The organism is Butyrivibrio sp. XBB1001 (assembly GCF_000424505.1).
Lineage (GTDB): Bacteria > Bacillota > Clostridia > Lachnospirales > Lachnospiraceae > Butyrivibrio.
This window is the reverse complement of record NZ_AUKA01000001.1, coordinates 71,076-88,710: the sequence shown is the minus strand read 5'-3', so window position 1 is coordinate 88,710 and position 17,635 is coordinate 71,076. Positions and strand designations below refer to the sequence as shown.

At 40.4% G+C, this 17,635-nt stretch carries 16 protein-coding genes; 1 reads left to right on the top strand and 15 read right to left on the bottom strand.

Annotated elements, in window-relative coordinates; all coding sequences use genetic code 11:
* Window positions 1-6: 6 nt before the first annotated feature.
* From flhF to G631_RS17520, 13 genes are read right to left on the bottom strand one after another with little or no spacing between them, the layout of a single operon-like run.
* Window positions 7-1,272, bottom strand: coding sequence for a flagellar biosynthesis protein FlhF (flhF, locus tag G631_RS0100380; protein WP_026487730.1), 1,266 nt, complete (start codon window positions 1,270-1,272; stop codon window positions 7-9).
* Between the two features lies 1 nt (window position 1,273).
* Entirely contained in the window at window positions 1,274-3,331 is a 2,058-nt protein-coding gene (gene flhA, locus G631_RS0100375; protein ID WP_026487729.1) for a flagellar biosynthesis protein FlhA, read from the bottom strand.
* 53 nt (window positions 3,332-3,384) lie between these two features.
* Window positions 3,385-4,536 carry a flagellar biosynthesis protein FlhB gene (flhB, locus tag G631_RS0100370; protein WP_051196669.1) on the bottom strand — a complete coding sequence of 384 codons (1,152 nt, stop codon included), beginning with the start codon at window positions 4,534-4,536 and terminating at the stop codon, window positions 3,385-3,387.
* The gene (locus G631_RS0100365; RefSeq protein WP_026487727.1) at window positions 4,511-5,296 is read right to left on the bottom strand and encodes a flagellar biosynthetic protein FliR; all 786 of its coding nucleotides are present in this window, start codon (window positions 5,294-5,296) and stop codon (window positions 4,511-4,513) included. Before G631_RS0100365 ends, flhB begins: the two co-directional genes overlap by 26 nt.
* Window positions 5,297-5,308: 12 nt before the next feature.
* A complete protein-coding gene (gene fliQ / locus G631_RS0100360; protein ID WP_026487726.1) occupies window positions 5,309-5,581 on the bottom strand; it encodes a flagellar biosynthesis protein FliQ in 273 nt (90 codons plus the stop codon).
* A gap of 14 nt (window positions 5,582-5,595) precedes the next feature.
* The gene (gene fliP, locus G631_RS0100355) at window positions 5,596-6,459 is read right to left on the bottom strand and encodes a flagellar type III secretion system pore protein FliP (protein WP_442855798.1); all 864 of its coding nucleotides are present in this window, start codon (window positions 6,457-6,459) and stop codon (window positions 5,596-5,598) included.
* A 28-nt stretch (window positions 6,460-6,487) separates the two neighbouring features.
* Entirely contained in the window at window positions 6,488-6,838 is a 351-nt protein-coding gene (locus G631_RS0100350) for a flagellar biosynthetic protein FliO (protein ID WP_026487724.1), read from the bottom strand.
* A gap of 22 nt (window positions 6,839-6,860) precedes the next feature.
* The gene (fliY, locus tag G631_RS0100345; RefSeq protein WP_026487723.1) at window positions 6,861-8,099 is read right to left on the bottom strand and encodes a flagellar motor switch phosphatase FliY; all 1,239 of its coding nucleotides are present in this window, start codon (window positions 8,097-8,099) and stop codon (window positions 6,861-6,863) included.
* A 4-nt stretch (window positions 8,100-8,103) separates the two neighbouring features.
* Window positions 8,104-9,087 (bottom strand): flagellar motor switch protein FliM, encoded by a 984-nt coding sequence (gene fliM, locus G631_RS0100340; protein WP_026487722.1) that lies wholly within the window; start codon window positions 9,085-9,087, stop codon window positions 8,104-8,106.
* Window positions 9,088-9,131: 44 nt separating this feature from the next.
* The gene (locus G631_RS0100335) at window positions 9,132-9,671 is read right to left on the bottom strand and encodes a flagellar basal body-associated FliL family protein (protein ID WP_026487721.1); all 540 of its coding nucleotides are present in this window, start codon (window positions 9,669-9,671) and stop codon (window positions 9,132-9,134) included.
* A gap of 21 nt (window positions 9,672-9,692) precedes the next feature.
* Window positions 9,693-10,526 carry an OmpA/MotB family protein gene (locus tag G631_RS0100330; protein WP_026487720.1) on the bottom strand — a complete coding sequence of 278 codons (834 nt, stop codon included), beginning with the start codon at window positions 10,524-10,526 and terminating at the stop codon, window positions 9,693-9,695.
* Window positions 10,526-11,326, bottom strand: coding sequence for a motility protein A (locus G631_RS0100325; protein WP_026487719.1), 801 nt, complete (start codon window positions 11,324-11,326; stop codon window positions 10,526-10,528). The genes G631_RS0100330 and G631_RS0100325 overlap by 1 nt, the downstream gene beginning before the upstream one ends.
* Window positions 11,327-11,383: 57 nt before the next feature.
* Window positions 11,384-11,569, bottom strand: coding sequence for a flagellar FlbD family protein (locus G631_RS17520; RefSeq protein WP_035789072.1), 186 nt, complete (start codon window positions 11,567-11,569; stop codon window positions 11,384-11,386).
* 1,212 nt (window positions 11,570-12,781) lie between these two features.
* Between G631_RS17520 and G631_RS17515 the strand changes: the two genes are divergently transcribed.
* Window positions 12,782-13,642 carry an alpha/beta hydrolase gene (locus G631_RS17515; protein ID WP_051196667.1) on the top strand — a complete coding sequence of 287 codons (861 nt, stop codon included), beginning with the start codon at window positions 12,782-12,784 and terminating at the stop codon, window positions 13,640-13,642.
* A gap of 115 nt (window positions 13,643-13,757) precedes the next feature.
* On the opposite strand, the gene G631_RS21270 is transcribed toward G631_RS17515, so the two are convergent.
* On the bottom strand, window positions 13,758-16,925 hold the full coding sequence (locus G631_RS21270; RefSeq protein ID WP_051196665.1) for a flagellar hook-basal body complex protein: 3,168 nt from the start codon (window positions 16,923-16,925) through the stop codon (window positions 13,758-13,760).
* A gap of 209 nt (window positions 16,926-17,134) precedes the next feature.
* Window positions 17,135-17,563, bottom strand: a complete 429-nt coding sequence (locus tag G631_RS0100300) for a TIGR02530 family flagellar biosynthesis protein (protein ID WP_026487718.1) — start codon at window positions 17,561-17,563, stop codon at window positions 17,135-17,137.
* Between the last annotated feature and the right edge of the window lie 72 nt (window positions 17,564-17,635).

Here is a 17,635-nt window from a genome sequence, read left to right as displayed (position 1 = left end):
ACCCCGTTAACTCTTTCCACCCAACAGATTCTTGACAATACGCTGAGCATCAAATACAGCAATATCGTCAGGGACATTCTGTCCATTTGTGATATAGGCAATTGGCGCGCCCGTATGCATCCTTACATTATAAAGATTTCCCTTGGCGCCAGTTTCATCCATCTTGGTAAAAATAAGCTTATAAGCTACAACCTCGGAATAGGAATCAGCAATTTCAAGAAGATCTCTATACTTGGTGGTAGCAGACAGAACAAGGAAGTTCTCACATTCCATAATATCTTCCAGTGCCCTTATATAAGCTTCAATATCGTTTTTGAGTTCCTCATTGTGCTGGGAATGGCCGGCTGTATCGACCATGATGTAGTCATAGTCCTTAAAATCCTCGGCAGCAGCAATGATCTCATCAACTGAATATATGACCCTGAAAGGAATTTCAAGGATTGAAGCATAGGTCCGAAGCTGTTCAGCAGCCGCAATCCTGTATGTATCAACTGTCAAAAGAGCTACCTTCTTTTTCTGGGTTACTGATAGTTCAGAAGCAAGCTTTGCAATGGTAGTTGTCTTGCCAACGCCTGTAGGGCCTATAAAGATTTCAGCTTTGGGCCCATTTCCTGTCAAAGAAGGGTCAATTGGCTCTGACTTGCCAAACTTAAGGACCATTTTCTGGTAAACATTTGCAAGGGCAAAATCAAAAGCCATTCCAGGCTTACTTATCTTTTCAACTTCATCAGTAAGCTGGTTAACATAAATCTCATCCACTTCATTCTCTATAAGAGTATTATACAACAATTTGATAAAAGACAGACTTTCTTCCGATATACTACTTCTGTCTTCACTCTTTTTGGATGAAGGCTCTTTTTCAGGAATATCAGGCTCTTTATCATCTTCCTTTTCGCTGAATTTAATGTTCTTTTCTAGAAGACTTGAAAGATTATCAAGCTTCTCTTCAATAGCACTTCCCTCATCAATGATATCAGGAGACTTGTTAATCTTGATGGCAGGTCTTACTGTATCCTTCTGACTGCCTTCTACAAGTGGATTTCTAGGCGTAGGTTTTACGCCCTTATCAGGAGTCAGAGTCCTTGTAACAGGCCTTTCTGTTTCCTCTTCAAGCGCCACCGTGACCTCAATCTTCTGAGCCTGGAAAAGAGAAAAGAATCCGCTCTTTTTTAAAGGCCTCACATTCATTACAACAATGTTCTGCCCAAGTTCCTTTTTAGCCTCATCGGTTGCTTCAGTTTCAGTTTTTCCAACATACTTTTTGATAATCATATTAAGCAGTTACCATCCCCACAGATTGTAATTCAATATTAGGTTCCACTTCGTTGTAAGAAATCACAATCAAATCTTTATAGTAATCCTCTGTCATCTTCTTAAAATACATACGCACAATAGGAGATGCCATGATGATTGCCATTCTGCCAGCTTCCTCAAGCTTTCTGACCTGTTCGCCAACGGCACTAAGAATCGCCTTTGTTCTTGCAGGATCAAGTGTCAGATAAGCACCTGTCTCAGTCTGCTTGACACTACTCATGATCTCTTGTTCTATCTTAGGATCAAGTGTAACAACACTGGTAGTTTCTCCTGGAATAAAATATTTGCTGGATATAGCTCTCTTTAAACTCTGCCTCACATATTCTGTAAGAATATCCGGATCTCTGGTCGACGGTGCAAAATCCGCAAGCGTTTCAAATATCGTAACTAGGTCTCTGATCGATACGCCTTCCTTAAGAAGGTTCTGCAGTACCTTCTCTATCTCACCAAGACTCATCAGCTTAGGAACAAGTTCCTCAACAAGTGCCGGATTGTTTTCCTTGAGATTATCAACAAGATTTTGTACATCCTGCCTTGTCATAAGCTCAGCGATATGCTCTCTGATGATCTCAGTAAGGTGAGTTGCAATGATAGATGGAGGATCAACAACTGTATATCCAAGACTCTCTGCCCTTTCTCGCTGACTTTCAGTAATCCAGATAGCCGGCAGATGGAAAGAAGGCTCAAAGGTTGGAATACCTGTAATCTCATCTTCAACATGTCCTGGATTCATGGCCATATAGTGGTCAAACAAAATCTCTCCATCACTTACCTGTATACCTTTAATTTTAATGATATATTGATTAGGATTCAACTGAATATTATCTCGTAGTCTGATGATTGGAACCACAGTACCAAGTTCCAAAGCAACCTGCCGTCTTATCATAACTACTCTGTCCAAAAGGTCGCCGCCCTGATTTACATCAGCAAGAGGAATAATTCCATAGCCAAACTCAAGCTCGATAGGATCAACCTGCAAAAGACTTGTAACATTCTCTGGCTGTCTGATTTCCTCTGCCTGGGTTTCTTCAGGAGACGCTACTTCAGCTTCCGTTGAAACCTCCTCAATTGTCTGAGAAGTTATTCTGCCAAGTAGTATAAATCCTGCTCCAAAGGTAACGTATAACACTGTTGGAAGAGGTGAAAAAATACCAAGTCCTGCCACAACCCCTCCAACAAGATACAAAGTCTTGGGCATTCCAAAGAGCTGATTGATAAGAAGATGACCAAAATCCGCCTCCTTGGAGCCCTTGGTTACCAAAATACCTGTAGACATTGAAATCATCAGGGAAGGAATAGAACTTACAAGTCCATCACCCATAGTAAGAATTGAATAGGTATTTATGGCTGTATTGACATCCATTCCCTTTCTGAGAATTCCCATTGCAATTCCGCCAATAAGGTTTGTAGCCGTTATTATGAGGCCAGCTGTAGCATCTCCCTTAACATACTTGGTGGCACCATCCATAGCTCCAAAAAAGCTTGCTTCTTCCTGAATCTTATCTCTTCTTGCCTTGGCCTCTGCATCAGTTATGGCACCGGTATTAAGGTCGGCATCAATAGCCATCTGCTTACCAGGCATAGCATCAAGTGTAAATCTGGCAGATACTTCTGCAACTCGTTCCGAACCTTTGTTGATGACCATCAGCTGAACGATTATAAGAATAACGTAAACAATAGCTCCTACAATTAGATCGCCACCACCTACAAAGGAACCAAATACTGTAATAACCTGTCCCGCACTTCCCTCCGTCAGAATAAGTCTTGTGGAAGAAACGTTTAGCGCAATTCTAAAGATTGTTGTAAACAACAGGATAGTTGGGAAAAAGCTCATCTCCAGCACATCCGTTGCAAACATGGCTGTAAACATTATCACAAAGGATAAAGACATATCAAAGGCAAGTAGTATATCAAGGATCCAATCCTTCAGAGGAATAATGAGCATTACAATAGCTGCAACAATATACAGAGCAAGACCATAATCATATATTCTGTTTACGATGCGCTTTCTATCCATCTCTTATCCCCCTTTCCAAGTTTTCTTATAAACCAAAGCTTTAAGGAAAGGAATTAAACCTTGCCTTTTAAGTGGTATACATATGCAAGTACTTCTGCTACTGCCTTGTAGAGTTCTGGAGGAACCATCTCTCCCACTTCTACATTGGCAAAAAGCATTCTGGCAAGCGGCTTATTTTCTACAATCTCAACATCATTTTCTCTCGCCACTTCCTTGATTTTCTGAGCAAGGTAGTCGGCACCCTTAGCCACTACGATAGGAGCTTCTGACTCCTGAGCGTCATAACGAATTGCAACTGCATAATGAGTAGGGTTTGTGATGACAACGTCTGCCTTGGGAAGTTCCTGCATCATACGTCTTCTTGATGCCTGCATCATTCGCCTCTTCTGGGCTGACTTTATTTCAGGATTACCTTCAGTATTCTTAAATTCATCCTTGACCTCCTGCTTGGTCATCATCATATCTTTCTTAAACTTGCGCCTCTGGTATATCAGATCTGCAAATGCAATTATCATGTAGGCAGCAGCTATCCTGATCCCCAGATCTATTATGAAATTCCCCATAAGGCCTATGGCCTGTTTAAGAGGGATATCATACAAAAGAAATATTGACTCCGTTCTACCATTAAAATAGCTGATAATAACGATTGCCATAATTGCAAGCTTTAAAATTGACTTAGCCAGTTCAAAAAGTTTTCTTGTCGAGAAAATCTTCTTCATACCGCTTATAGGATTTAGTTTTGAAAGCTTAGGCTGAAGCGGCTTACTGGTGGGTTTAAATCCAACCTGCACAAAATCGCATACAAAAGCAATCATAAAGCCTATTAAAAAAAACGGAGCACAGATAAATAAAATTGTCAAAAGAGCATTATTTACAGTACTACTGATATAGTTATAGGGAAGATTACCATCATAGAGCCTTGCCACATAAGGAATGTTGTTATACACTCTTTCAAATTCTGCCTTAAAATTTTCTCCTATAAAACCATAGCCCAGCCTCAGGATAAGGAAGAAAGCAAGCAGAGAAAAAGCTGTAGCTATTTCCTGGCTCTTAGCAACCTGGCCTTCCTTTCTGGCATCATCAAGCTTTTTGGCAGTAGGTTCCTCTGACTTTTCAGCGCCGTTTGCGTCCTCAGCAAAAAACTGTAAGTCGTATTTAATTAACGGTTCGTAGCCTGCATCAGCCACTTCTAAGACTGTAAACAAAATCTTCCATCAGCTCCTTCATATTGATAAAAACAAAATTAGAAGCATCATTGAGCATTGTAACAGTAACAAACATTATCAAAAGCCCGATTATTATCTTTATCTGAATACCAACAGCAAACATGTTCATCTGTGGTGAAACCTTAGCAAGGACACCCAGTACCACGTTTGTAATAAATGTGATGATAAATATCGGCAGACAGATCCTAAATCCTATTACTATGTAATCCCTCATAAATCCAAGTATTGAAGCAAGGAGTTTATCTGAATTTATCACTGCCCCATTTATGGGAACCAGAATAAAGGTATCTGCCAAAGCTCGTAATATATACTGATACATTCCAGTAAGGATCAGCATCATAGTAAGTATCTGTGAATAAAGACTTCCTGTAATAGTAACCTGCTCATTTGTATTTGGGTCAAAAATATTGACCATGGAAAGACCTATCTGCATATCAACAATAGTTCCAGCAAAGGCCGCTATCATCTCGCATATCTGAACTGCGTAGCCTATAAGAAAGCCTGTCAGGACCTCTTTTAACACAATAACTGTATATCCTATGATAGTGTTGTAATCTGGAGCGTTGAAAGGCACAGCCCCATAAAGCAAGATTGATAACAGAAGTCCAAATCCAATCTTAACAAGGTTTGGCGTCTGCCTTCCTCCAAAGAAGGGACATACAAAGATAAAGCTTGTAACTCTTACAACTATAAGAAGAAAAACTTCTAAATCCCCATAACTAAAGCTGTAATCGATCATACTGCCCCCTTTTTAGCGGACATACTTGGAAAAATCCGACCACAGAGTAGTTATGAATCCAGAAAGTTCAGTTGCCATCCAGTTTCCCATGAGCATGATCATAATAAAGACTCCTAGTACCTTTGGAACAAAAGTAAGAGTCTGCTCCTGAATAGATGTAACTGTCTGGAAAATAGAGATCACAAGGCCAATAGTCATTGAAGTAAGCAGCACAGGAAGAGACATTTTAATAACCATAAAAAGCGCAGAACTGACTATCTGATTGATATCGTCAATTGTGATCATTTTGCCTTCCTCCTTTAGTAGAACGATTTGACCAGGTTACCAATAATAAGGCTCCAGCCGTCTGCCAATACAAAAAGAAGAATCTTAAATGGCAGAGATATGGTGGTTGGCGGCAGCATCATCATACCCATACTCATAAGCACTGAAGCTACAACCATGTCGATTACAATAAATGGAATATAGATCATAAATCCAATTATGAAGGCTGTACGAAGCTCACTTACAATAAAACTTGGTACTAATACGACGTTAGGGATACTGTCAAGTTCTCCGTCCCACTCTATGCCGTCGATATTCATAAACAGTACAACATCTTTTTTCTGAGTCTGGCCATACATAAACTGCCTAAAAGGCTTCATGGCTTCTTCAAAAAACTCCTGCTGGTCCATCTGCCCATCTTCAAACGGAATAACAGCATCGTTATATGCGGCAGTAAGCGTAGGTTGCATTATAAAAAGAGTCATGAACAAAGCTATACCAATTATCACCAGGTTGGGTGGTGACGTCTGGGTTCCAATGGCTGTTCTCGTAAAATGAAGTGCAACGATGATCCTCGTAAAAGAAGTCATCATCACAAGAAGAGTTGGTGCAAGGGAAATTAAAGTAAGTGTGATAAGAATCCTAAGAGCACCATTAAGAGAACCATTTCCATTGTCATAGGTAATAGTAACCGTATTAGCAATGTTGAGTTTCTTAAGATCCTCCGGATCCTCAGAAGAACCAGGTTCATTTATATTGGTCCTCTCTCCCTGAGAACCAGTCAAATGCGTTTCCTCATCCGTAGTCGGATCAGTAGGTGTAGTATCAGAAATAATGTTTTCAGTGGCAAGTGCCATAACAGGCATAGTCACAAAACCACTGGCAAACACAAAAAGCATCAGAACAAGTAATAAGAAAAGCTTATGCCTATTTCCCATTTGTCTCTTTTTTCTCACCCTTTATTTTCTCCAGTACATCCTTAAAACCTAGACTGTTATCTGCCTCAGTCTTAAGGATCAGTTCATCAGGATCAACATCTCCAAGATTAGTGACCTGTTCCCCTGAAATTGCAAGGGCCACGTGTCTTTCCCCTATCCTAATGATCTGAATGTACTTGTTAGTAGATATCTTGCAGGTATCAATGATTTCTATGTTCTTACTAAGGTTTGCACCCTTTTGGTAATTAGCCATCCACTTTGTAACGTACAAAGTGGCGGCCAGGACCACAATGAAAATAATAAGAACAGTAACTAGTTGTAAATATGAATCTACTCCCATAAAAGTCCCCAACAATACGTTTTTACTGAACTATCTCAGTTACACGGACGCCAAAGCTTTCTTCGATGACAACAACCTCGCCCTTGGCAACAAACTTACCATTAACAAGAACATCTACTGGTTCGCCTGCCACCTTATCAAGCTCGATGATAGTACCCGGTGCAAAATCGAGGATATCTGAAATAGGCTTGGCGGTTCTTCCAAGTTCCACAGTAACTTCAAGTGGTACATCCTTGATAATGCCGATGTTCTCGCCACCTGCCATGATAGTTGTACCACCAGCAAAGTTCTGGAACTGGGCCGGCTGGATATTCATGTTCATCATCTGCGGCATAGGCATCTGCATAGGCATGCCCATGCCCATCTGAGGCATACCCATACCCATTTGTGGCATTCCGCCTGCCATCATGTTTGGATCCATCTGCGGAGCAGCACCCATTCCCATGTCTGGTGCCGGGCCTGGCGCAGGAGCTGGCGCTGGTGCTGGTTCCGGTGCAGGTGCTGCTTCTGCTTCACCTCCATCTGATACAACTGTATCTTTTAGAGCCTTGGCAAAATCTATAGGATACAACTGCATAAGCGTTGAATCCACCAGGTCTCCAACCTGCATCTTAAAAGAAATCCTGACAAAAGTTCCTGTAAGGAATTCAGCAATATCAGAAGGATCATCATTGATCATATCAAGAACAGTGGCCTGTGGCGGGCTGATATCAACCTTCTGATTGATCATTGTAGAAAGAGATGTGGCAGCAGCACCCATCATCTGGTTCATAGCCTCAGAAATGGCTGACAACTGCAGTTCACCAATCTCACCCTCTGTGTTAGTACCATCACCGCCCATCATAAGGTCAGTGATGACCATAACATCATGCTCTTTCAAGATAAGAATATTGGTTCCATCAAGACCAACCGTGTACTTGATCTGAATAAATACACAAGGCCTCTCATAATTGTTAATAACAGTTTCCCAAGTCGCAAGCTCTACTTGAGGAGTTGTGATATTAACCTTTTGATTTACAAGGGAATACAGCGTTGTAGCTGATGAACCCATACTGATATTAGCAACCTCACCGATTGCATCCTTTTCAGAATCAGTCAAAAGAGATTCATCAATTCCGCTACCTCCCGCTGATGCAGCTTGTGCCTCCTCTGGCGCGCCACCCTCTGCAGGAGCGTCCCCACCAGCAGCAGCGTCGCCGCCACCAGAATCCATGCCGGCTAGCAAAGCATTAATTTCGTCCTGTGATAACATTCCATCCATGCTGCTACTCTTCCTCCTCTCTTACAACCGAAGTAATTCTTACGGCATACTTATCTTTTGCTGTACCAGGTAGTGCAGTAAACTTTCTGATATTTCCTACATATACCTGCATATCAGTATTAACTCTGTTATCTAGCCTTATAATGTCTCCCGCCTGCAAATGAACAAAATCACTTACCGAAACATTACATTTACCAAGTATGGCTTTTACAGGGACATCCACGTGCTTGACCATGGTTTCCAATGTATCCTGATAATCCTCATCAGCATTTTTCTGCATTGTAGAGAACCAGAACTTGGTATTAAGCTTGTCCATTACACTCTCCAAGGTGAAGTATGGAAGGCAGACATTCATAAGTCCTTCTGTTTCTCCAATCTTGATATTAAGAGTTACAATGGCAATCATATCTGTAGGAGATATTACCTGCGCAAACTGTGGATTAGTCTCAATTCTCTCCATTACAGGATTTATAGCTACTACATTCTGCCAGGGCTCAACCATAAGCTGCATGCAGATAACCACAAGCTTTTCTATAAGCGGCATCTCAATGTCGGTAAAGGGTCTTGGCTTATCCAGGGTTCCCCCTTCACCTCCAAGCATTCTGTCAATGAAGGAAAAACCTATATTCGCCTGAAGTTCCAGGATGATTGTTCCCTGAAGCGGAAGAAAATTGATAACTCCCAAAATTACAGGGTTTGAAAGAGCGTTACTAAACTCTGAATAAGTTACAGTCTCTGAGTTAGCAACTGATACCTGGACATTCTTTCTAAGATACAGTGGCAAAGTCGTGGATAAGAGTCTTCCATAATGTTCATAGATCATCTCAAGCGTACGAAGGTGCTCTTTTGAGAACTTGGCAGGACGTTTAAAGTCATAATCTTTGACTTTCTTTTCGTCCGCGTTCTGCATTTGATCTACGTCCAGCTCACCTGTACTGAGTGCTGCCAGCAGACTATCTATTTCATTTTGTGACAGGACTTCACTCAAACCTTTGTTTCTCCTTCCTCCTTTTTCTTTTAGAAAAGGAATCTTTACTGATATAGAACACTTGAGAAAGTTACATCATAGATAAAGTTAGAGTTATAAAGCTCCTGCACTTCCTCAAGAATCTTCTCTTTTGCAGCTGTATCGTCAGCCTGGAGTTCTTCGATAGTGTATGAAGAAAGAGTATTTGTAACCTTACCCTTTATAAGATCCTTCATTCCTGCCAGCGCTTCCTCTGTTCCAAGGGTTGCATAGTCTGCACTGGCTGTGTTCATAGAAAAGACAACTTCAACCAGCATGTAATGTGCTTTGCCGTCAGCCCCAGGTTTTAGGTTGATAGTAAGCTGCTCCTCACCAGTAAATCCAAAGGTAGCAATATTTCCCACTCCTACATTTCCAGAAGCTGATCCAGAAAAGCCCCCTGTATTTCCGCCATTAGCCTCAAGCTCAAGAGCAGCGGCAATATCAGAAATTAGCTTGGCTGTCTGGGAATTAGTAGTCATAACACTCAGCAGCATAAAACTGGTCATTCCAATATTCACTACAAGAAGTGCAAGAATAATGATTGACAGTAAGTTCTTTTTCATAGTATTTCCTTCCTCCACATTTTAATAATTGGCACTCAAAGGATTGTAAATCTTTATCTCTACACGTCTGTTTCTGGCTCTTCCTTCATCAGTGGAATTATCTGCTATAGGGTCGTATTCGCCTCGACCTGTGTGGACTAGATTTGCAGGATCAAGGTAGGTATTTTCTATCAGATAGTTAAATACCGAAAGAGCTCTTCCAGAACTAAGTTCATCATTATTGCTATATTTGCCGCCAGAATTCATAGGTCGGTTATCAGTATGGCCCTCTATTTCAATAGTTCCTCCAGCGTAGGATTCAAGGATCTGTCCTACCTTATCAATTACAGGAAGCGCATCCTCTTTTAGCTCAACCTTTCCAGAGTCAAAAAGAATTGAGCCCTGAATTGTAAGCTGTACATACTGGCTTGTGTAATTAAGAGATACTTCGTTGTCTATATCCCCTTCATCAATTGCAGCCTGTATCTTTTCAGCAAGCTCTTTTGAGGCCTCCATCTGTTCTTCTTCTGCAGCCTCCATAAGTTCTTTCTGGTCCATTTCTCCGACTGCATCAGTTTCTGCATCTGAATCTTCGCCGCTCTGAGCAAGGCCCATGGATGTGATATAAGCAGATAGCTCAGTGAGCTGGGATACACCATCTCCAATAAGAGCGCCCTTTCCAATTGCCATCTCACCACCAGAAAAGATGCTAAACGCCGAACTAAACGATGCTGCAACTTCTTCGAATTTGGCTGCATCCATGGAAGCCATAGAAAAAAGCAAAACGAAGAAGCAAAGAAGCAGATTCATCAGATCTCCAAATGTTCCCTGCCACGCCGGCAAGCCAGGTTTTATTTCTTCTGGTTTCTTTGCCATTATTCGCCTCCATCTCCTGTACCATTCTCAGCTTCATAAGCAGCTCTGTCAGCAGGTGACAGGAATGATTTAAGCTTTTCCTCTGTAACACGAGGGTTTTCACCAGCCTGAATAGAAAGAAGTCCCTCAATAACAATACTCTTTGCCATATATTCAGCATTACTTCTTGCTTTTAATTTGTTTTCAGCTGGATAACAGAACCAGTTAGCAAGAACTGATCCATAGAAAGTTGTGATCAAGGCAACGGCCATGGATGGTCCGATAGATGAAGGGTCTGACATGTTCTGAAGCATAAGAACCAGACCAAGAAGTGTTCCGATCATACCCCAGGAAGGGCCCATTCCGGCGATGTCTCCGAAAATAGAATAGTTTTCCTTGTGACGCTCTGACATAGCATCGATCTCGGCTTCCAGGATACTTTTAACAAGTTCAGGTTCAGTACCGTCTACGATAAGACCTACACCCTTTTTCATAAAAGCATCTTCTAGGTTGCCCGCAGCTTCCTCAAGAGCAAGAAGACCTTCCTTACGAGCTGTATTTGACAGGTCTATGATCTGCTTAATCGTACCTTTGGTATCATCAGCAGGCATTTTATAGATCAAAGTATAGGATTTAAGGCCGTTGATGAAACTCGGCATGCTTCTTGAAGCGAGAACCGCCATGAAAGCTCCACCGAACGTAATCATAGCTGATGGCGCATCAAGGAAGTACTGTACACCGGAAATACCAGCACCAAATACAATACTTAAGATCATGAAGATGAAGCACAATACCATTCCGGCTAATGACGCAATATCCACAACATATCCCCCTCTCATAGTGATAGTGAGTATATTCGCAAGAACTAAAAAAATTAATTATCCGTTTTGAAGCATATTGTATATTTCTTCAATTGTTTCTTTTACAAGTAGTTTTCGTCCGCCACTTAGGATTATCACAGTATCAGGGCTGGCTTCCACAGTCTGGATCTGATTCTTGTTGATCAGGATCTTTCTCGTATCCATCTTGGTTAACATCAAAACTGTCTTTTCTCTGTTATCCATTTGCCTTCCCCACTCTGCCTTTATAACTTCTTGAACGCAATAATGAAAATGCCTTCAAGAATCTATACTTATGAGCCTTTAGAATTATTTCAAAATACCAGAAATTTCATTCAGAAATGAAATTTTGTTTCTACATACATTAATTTTACCACTTTTTCGATTACATTGCTTTGGGTTTTGTTCACATTTTGTACATATTTGCAACACAATTTCAACACACGCTTTTTTGTTTGAAATTATGTTACTGTTTTCAAAACTTTTTCTATATTTTTGTGATTTCGTTGCATAGTTCCACTACATATTGTGGTATTTAAATTCATTGTACCACTTTTATGTACACTGTACACTACTTTTTTCGTTTGTTTATGTTTATTTTTCCGTTTATAGCTAGATTTATTAAGGTTGCAATGTTCGGAATGTCGTATACATGGAGTTCTCTTAAGGCCCCCTCCCCTGAATATTGAATTTACCTATGACCTGGGCATTACTTACACGAAAATGCCTTTAGAAATGTTTTCGTGTAAACGCTGTTTGTTTTTGCATTACATGAAAATCACATGTAACGTAGGTTTCGTGTAATGCCATAATCTGCGGCCTCTCGTTGGTCTTATATGCAAATCTACTTCTCCTAAATTTGCATATAAGGATTTCTGAAGAGCCATTGATCCTGTCCTAAGCGTCGCTTATACGAAATCGGCTTTTTACTGTAGTTTCGTGTAACCACTATTATTTTGTGACTTACACGAAAATTACATGAAGCACACATTTCGTGTAAGGCCATAATCTGCGGCCTCTCGCTAGTCTTATATGCAAATCTACTTTTCCTTAAATTGCATATAAGGTTTTGTGAAGAGCCATAGGCCTTGGCCTGAGCGTTGCTTATATGAAATCGGCTTTTTACTGTAGTTTCGTGTAACCTCTATTATTTTGTGGCTTACACGAAAATTACATGAAGCACACATTTCGTGTAAGGCCATAATCTGTGGCCTCTCGTAGGTCTTATATGCAAATCTACTTTCCCTTAACTTGCATATAAGGTTTTGTGAAGAGCCATAGGCCTTGGCCTGAGCGTTGCTTATAAAGAGACCGGAAAGGCAACAACTATGCATTAGGTAGCAATATCTTTGAAGTAATGCAAGCCACAAAGAAATATAATTAGAGAGCACAATATAAATGTGAAAAAAATAGAAGAATCAAAATCAGGAGGTTACAATGCAGTACACATATGAAATGCCAGCAGAAATGCTCATAGAAATTCCCGAAAAAGGAACAATAGAAACATTTGAATATGAGTCTCAAACATATAACGACCCAGAAATAAAGCCTATTCACAAAAAGGCCAGAGTTTATCTTCCATATGGCTATGACAAGGAGAAGAAATATGATGTTCTCTACCTTCTTCATGGAGGCGGCTTTATGCAGGAATGGTGGTTTGATATGTTCCCAGATACAGCTACAATTCTTGATAACATGATTGCAAAAGGCCTATGCAAGCCCGTTATCGTGGTAGCACCAACTTTCTATCACGATGAAGAAAGCAAGAATACACATGATGAAGCAATCTGCGAGAACTTCAAGACAGAACTCAGAAAAGATCTCATTCCTGGAATTGAGTCATACTACAGCACATACGCATGCGGAGATGTTTCAGAAGAAAACCTTATCCGCACCAGAAACCACAGAGCTTTTGCAGGTCTCTCACTTGGCTCTATGACAACCTACAGAGCAGCCTTTTATAACAACTATGACCTCTTCTCCTACTATGGTCCATTTTCTGGCTGCTGTGGCCCATTTGGAAATCACGATCAGGAAGTTAAGCGCATCTGCGAAACCCTTGAAAAAGGCCACGAGAACGGCTATGAGCTTGACTTCATGTTCTGTGCAAACGGCGATAATGACATTGCCTTTGAAGAGCACAAAGACATTATGGGTAAGGCCGTATCAGCTTCTCCATATCTCACCCCAGGTCAGAACTACGACTTCTTTATAATCCCTGGCGGTGTCCACGACATGAAAGCCTGGCAGCTTCACCTGTATCACGCACTGCAGGTATTCTTTACAAAAGAACAATGAGTCACAAAAAGACTCTATGCGTATTGAAATCCAAATTATAAAATCAGCCCTGTATCCGACCGAAGATACAGGGCTGTTACTTTGCCTATGATATGTTAAAAGAACTACCTATTCATTATCTCTTAAGGTTTGTAAGTTCCTCAAGAAGTGTATCTGATACTGTGATGATACGGCTGTTAGCCTGGAATCCACGCTGAGTTGTGATCATCTCAGTAAACTCTTTTGAAAGATCTACGTTAGACATTTCAAGTACACCAGTGTTCATGTAGCCGCCATCTGTTGTGATATCCTGGATTGTAGCCTCACCAGAGTTAAGAGTTGAAGCATAAAGGTTATCACCCTCTTTAGAAAGACCTGACGCATTAGCAAATTCAGCAGATGCAATCTGGCCAAGGAGCTTTGTCTGGCCGTTTGAATATGTAGCGTAAATTGTTCCGTCTGTACTTACTGTTACACCATTCATCTCACCAACTGCACGTCCTGTATTAAGAGAAGACTTATCTCCCTTTACAGCCTTGATTGTTGATGATCCATTAGTGTTGTAGTTAGTAACTGTACTGAAATCTACTTCTATAGTACCAAGCTTAGCAAGCTCGTCAGCGTCATTAGGGTTCTTTACCTGGAATCCAAATGCTTCGTTTCCTGTTACAAAGCCTGATTCAGTCTTATTATTTGCAAACTTCATGCTGACTTTCTGTGTATCCTTGTTGCCGCCTGCTGAAATGATCTTACCTGTAGCAGCATCAAACTTAAGCTGAACAGTCTTTTCACCAGTTGAAAGAACAATTGTGTCATCACTTACTATCTTGTACTTACCATCTGCACCATATGCTCTTGCATCAGAATCTGTAATTCCATATACATCTTTAAGGAAACCTGCATAAGCCTTGGAAGATGTAGAAAGAAGATCTACAATATTTCCTTCATTTGGCACCTCAGTATTGTTATATGCCTGAATCTCCTGTGTAGATAAAAACTTGTAGCCAGTACCGTCATCGTTAGGAACAGCCTGATACTTAGGAGTATTTGTTTTCTCGTCCTTAACTATCTCAAGAGTTTCCTCTTCATTGTGGCTTAAGTTCATGCCACTTGCGTTAATTTTGTAAGTATATTCAAATCCCTTTGCTTCATATTCTGACTTTGTAATCCCAAAACAGTTTGTAAGAAGCTCTTCTGGAAGGTCTTCAAGATTTCCTTCACTGTTCTCTAAAAGATATGCTGTCTTATCAGAATTTACTATTGCGTAAGGATATGCATCAGCGCCCTTCTTCTGGCTTGTATAATTACTATCTGTCTTGGAAACTTCAGGCTTTAATGTTCCTTCATAGATAGTCTCATACTCTTCCTTGGGCTTTGCTCCAATGGACATTATTCCAGCAGTGCCATCAAGATCAACTATTTTAATTCCAGTGATACTTTCGCCACTAGCTTCTGCAACTGTTATCAAATTATTTATCACTGTAACATTTGTATCTGCTGTTTCATCATAAGAAGGATCTTTATTCTGCTTATAAGCAGCAAGCTTAGTTTGAATATCTGAAAGCTTAAAATTAGGACCAAATGTTGTTCCAGATATGGTCATCGTACCTGCAACAGGATCGTATGTATCCGTCGGAGACGACCCCATATAGATATTGAACAGAGAACCAACAATATCTGCAACTGAATTTCTAAGGTCACTTGTAATATTTCCTCTTTCTGCATCCTTAGTTGTGTCATAACCCTTGACCTTATACTCATCAACTGTTAGATTATGTCCATCAAATGTGTATCTGACATTGTTTATTACATTTGCAAGTGATGCAAAAGAGCCTGTCTTATCTGTAAACATGCTAGCACCTGCAGTACTAGTACCTGCAGTAACAATATCACTTGCAGACTTATTAGTTATATTCTCACCCTTATCAAGTGTTGTTAATGGAGCATATATATTTAAAGTGCTGACACCATTATCATCTTCTGTAAGTGTATATGTATATTTCTGTGTCTGATCAATGTAGTTTTTAATATCTGCTGCATCTATTCCATAAACCGTCTCCAAAGTCTTCGTATAGTCCTTAAGATCCTTACCATCGCCATAGGTTCCGGCTTCTGTAGTAGGGATAACTCTATAACCAAACTTTGTCTCCTCATTTACGTAGTAGGAGTAAATGTTCTTTGGAGAGAAGGAATAGTTTGTTGCATATTCTTTAGTTTCTGTAAAAGATTTTGTGACAATAAGGCCACTTGTTGAAGGATCAATTCTGACTGCAGAATTCTTGGAAACGCCGTCAGTGCTTGTGATCCAGTTATCATCCTTGCCATATACAGTCTGAAGAAGTCCCTTATATGGGTTCTTATTGGATGTAGCATAATTGATATCGCCAAGTGTAAGCTCATGCCCCTCGCCGCCACTTGGAACAACTGCTCCATTAAATAAAGGTGTACCAGCCTTCTGATAAACCTTTGAAGACTTAGCTCCCATTTCTACCTGATAGTCGCCTTCTTCATTTACAAGCTTTTCAAAGTCCTGGATATCGCCAAACTGAACGCCTGCAAGTCTCTCTGAACCGATTGAGTTACCATCAGAATCAATGATATCTGTAAGTTGAACTGAGAAAAGATGATCGTTAGGATCCTCAGTATCTTTGATTGTAAATTTAGCTGTGTAGAGATAACCCTTGTTGTCATAGAATTCAAGAGTTACTGTCTTACCATCGTCAGAGACGATGTTTGAATCGTTATCATCAAGGTTTCCGCTGTAAAGAGCCTGTGTAGTTGATGCTGGTGAATATGTTGTATTATCAGCGCTCATGATCTGAAGCTGTGAAAGTCCACCATTCTTATTTACTGTGATAGCTCCTGTTTCAGGATCTTCCTGAGCTACCCATCCCATTACGAAGTATCCGTTTGACTGCATTGCAAGGTTACCTGCACCGTCAACGTAGAAAGAGCCATCTCTGGTATAAAGGTTTTCTTTTCCGTTATTAACAACGAAGAAAGCCTTACCAGTAATCATGATATCGAATGGGTTGTTAGTTGTCTGAGTTGCGCCCTGACCTTCAATTGCTGTTGCAATAGCGCCTGACTTAGCACCAAGACCAATCTGACGAGCATTTACACCACCCTTTGTCTCTGTGGCGCCAGATGCTGTCTGTGTTGTCTGGTACATAAGGTCTGAAAATGTAATAGATTGTGATTTAAAAGATGTGGTGTTAACGTTGGCAATGTTGTTACCAAGTACATCCATCTTAGTCTGGTGAGTACGAAGTCCTGCAACACCAGAATAAAGTGATCTCATCATAAGGCAAAGTCCTCCATAACATGAATGATATAAGTGTCATAAGTAAAAAATGCTAATAAGCCTGCTTATTAAGCTTTTTAACTTCATGACCTGAGCAAACATGAGGAATAAGCAATTCGTATATCATTCTTAATTTTGGACGGATGCGTGAAATAGCGGATGATCCCTTCTATCGGTCGGGGATCAATAGATTTCCCTTTCGGGTCCAATCATGCAATCACTGCTCCGTCAATATTTGTAAATACGTTACTCTTTGTTTCTGTCTGGTCCATAGCTGTAACTACTGTGTTATTTGGCACATTCACGATAAAAGCAAGCTGGTCAACTAAAATGAGAGAATCTTTTATACCTTTTTCACCTGCTTCTTTTGCACCCTGATAAAGTCTGTCCATCTGGTCTTTTGTAAGTTCAATGCTTCTATCGCTTAGCCTGTTTGTAGCATGCTTTGAAAATTTAAGTCTATCTCCTGCTACAGTATTATTATCGGCATCGTCCCTGATTTTATTTAGTATCTGAGCAAAAGAATCTCCGCCAGTTACCGCAGCAGTTTTAGGATCAGTGTTCTTGGCGCCCTGGGGCTTTAAGTACTGATCCTGGACCTGACTTATTGAAGAAAATCTAAGTTCATCAATTGTCATATTCCTGCTCTCCATAATCTTTTATAGTAGATTCTTTGACGTAGTAAATATTTATAAGTAAATAATTCACTT

Bases quoted from the DNA above. Each gene is read 5' to 3' on its own strand.
- G631_RS17520 (WP_035789072.1), bottom strand. From the start codon at position 11,569: ATGGATAACAGAGAAAAGACAGTTTTGATGTTAACCAAGATGGATACG.
- fliY (WP_026487723.1), bottom strand. From the start codon at position 8,099: ATGGATGGAATGTTATCACAGGACGAAATTAATGCTTTGCTAGCCGGC.
- G631_RS0100300 (WP_026487718.1), bottom strand. From the start codon at position 17,563: ATGACAATTGATGAACTTAGATTTTCTTCAATAAGTCAGGTCCAGGAT.
- flhA (WP_026487729.1), bottom strand. From the start codon at position 3,331: ATGGATAGAAAGCGCATCGTAAACAGAATATATGATTATGGTCTTGCT.
- G631_RS0100335 (WP_026487721.1), bottom strand. From the start codon at position 9,671: ATGAAAAAGAACTTACTGTCAATCATTATTCTTGCACTTCTTGTAGTG.
- G631_RS0100350 (WP_026487724.1), bottom strand. From the start codon at position 6,838: ATGGGAGTAGATTCATATTTACAACTAGTTACTGTTCTTATTATTTTC.
- G631_RS21270 (WP_051196665.1), bottom strand. From the start codon at position 16,925: ATGATGAGATCACTTTATTCTGGTGTTGCAGGACTTCGTACTCACCAG.
- G631_RS17515 (WP_051196667.1), top strand. From the start codon at position 12,782: ATGCAGTACACATATGAAATGCCAGCAGAAATGCTCATAGAAATTCCC.
- fliQ (WP_026487726.1), bottom strand. From the start codon at position 5,581: ATGATCACAATTGACGATATCAATCAGATAGTCAGTTCTGCGCTTTTT.
- G631_RS0100365 (WP_026487727.1), bottom strand. From the start codon at position 5,296: ATGATCGATTACAGCTTTAGTTATGGGGATTTAGAAGTTTTTCTTCTT.
- fliP (WP_442855798.1), bottom strand. From the start codon at position 6,459: ATGCTTTTTGTGTTTGCCAGTGGTTTTGTGACTATGCCTGTTATGGCA.
- flhF (WP_026487730.1), bottom strand. From the start codon at position 1,272: ATGATTATCAAAAAGTATGTTGGAAAAACTGAAACTGAAGCAACCGAT.
- G631_RS0100330 (WP_026487720.1), bottom strand. From the start codon at position 10,526: ATGGCAAAGAAACCAGAAGAAATAAAACCTGGCTTGCCGGCGTGGCAG.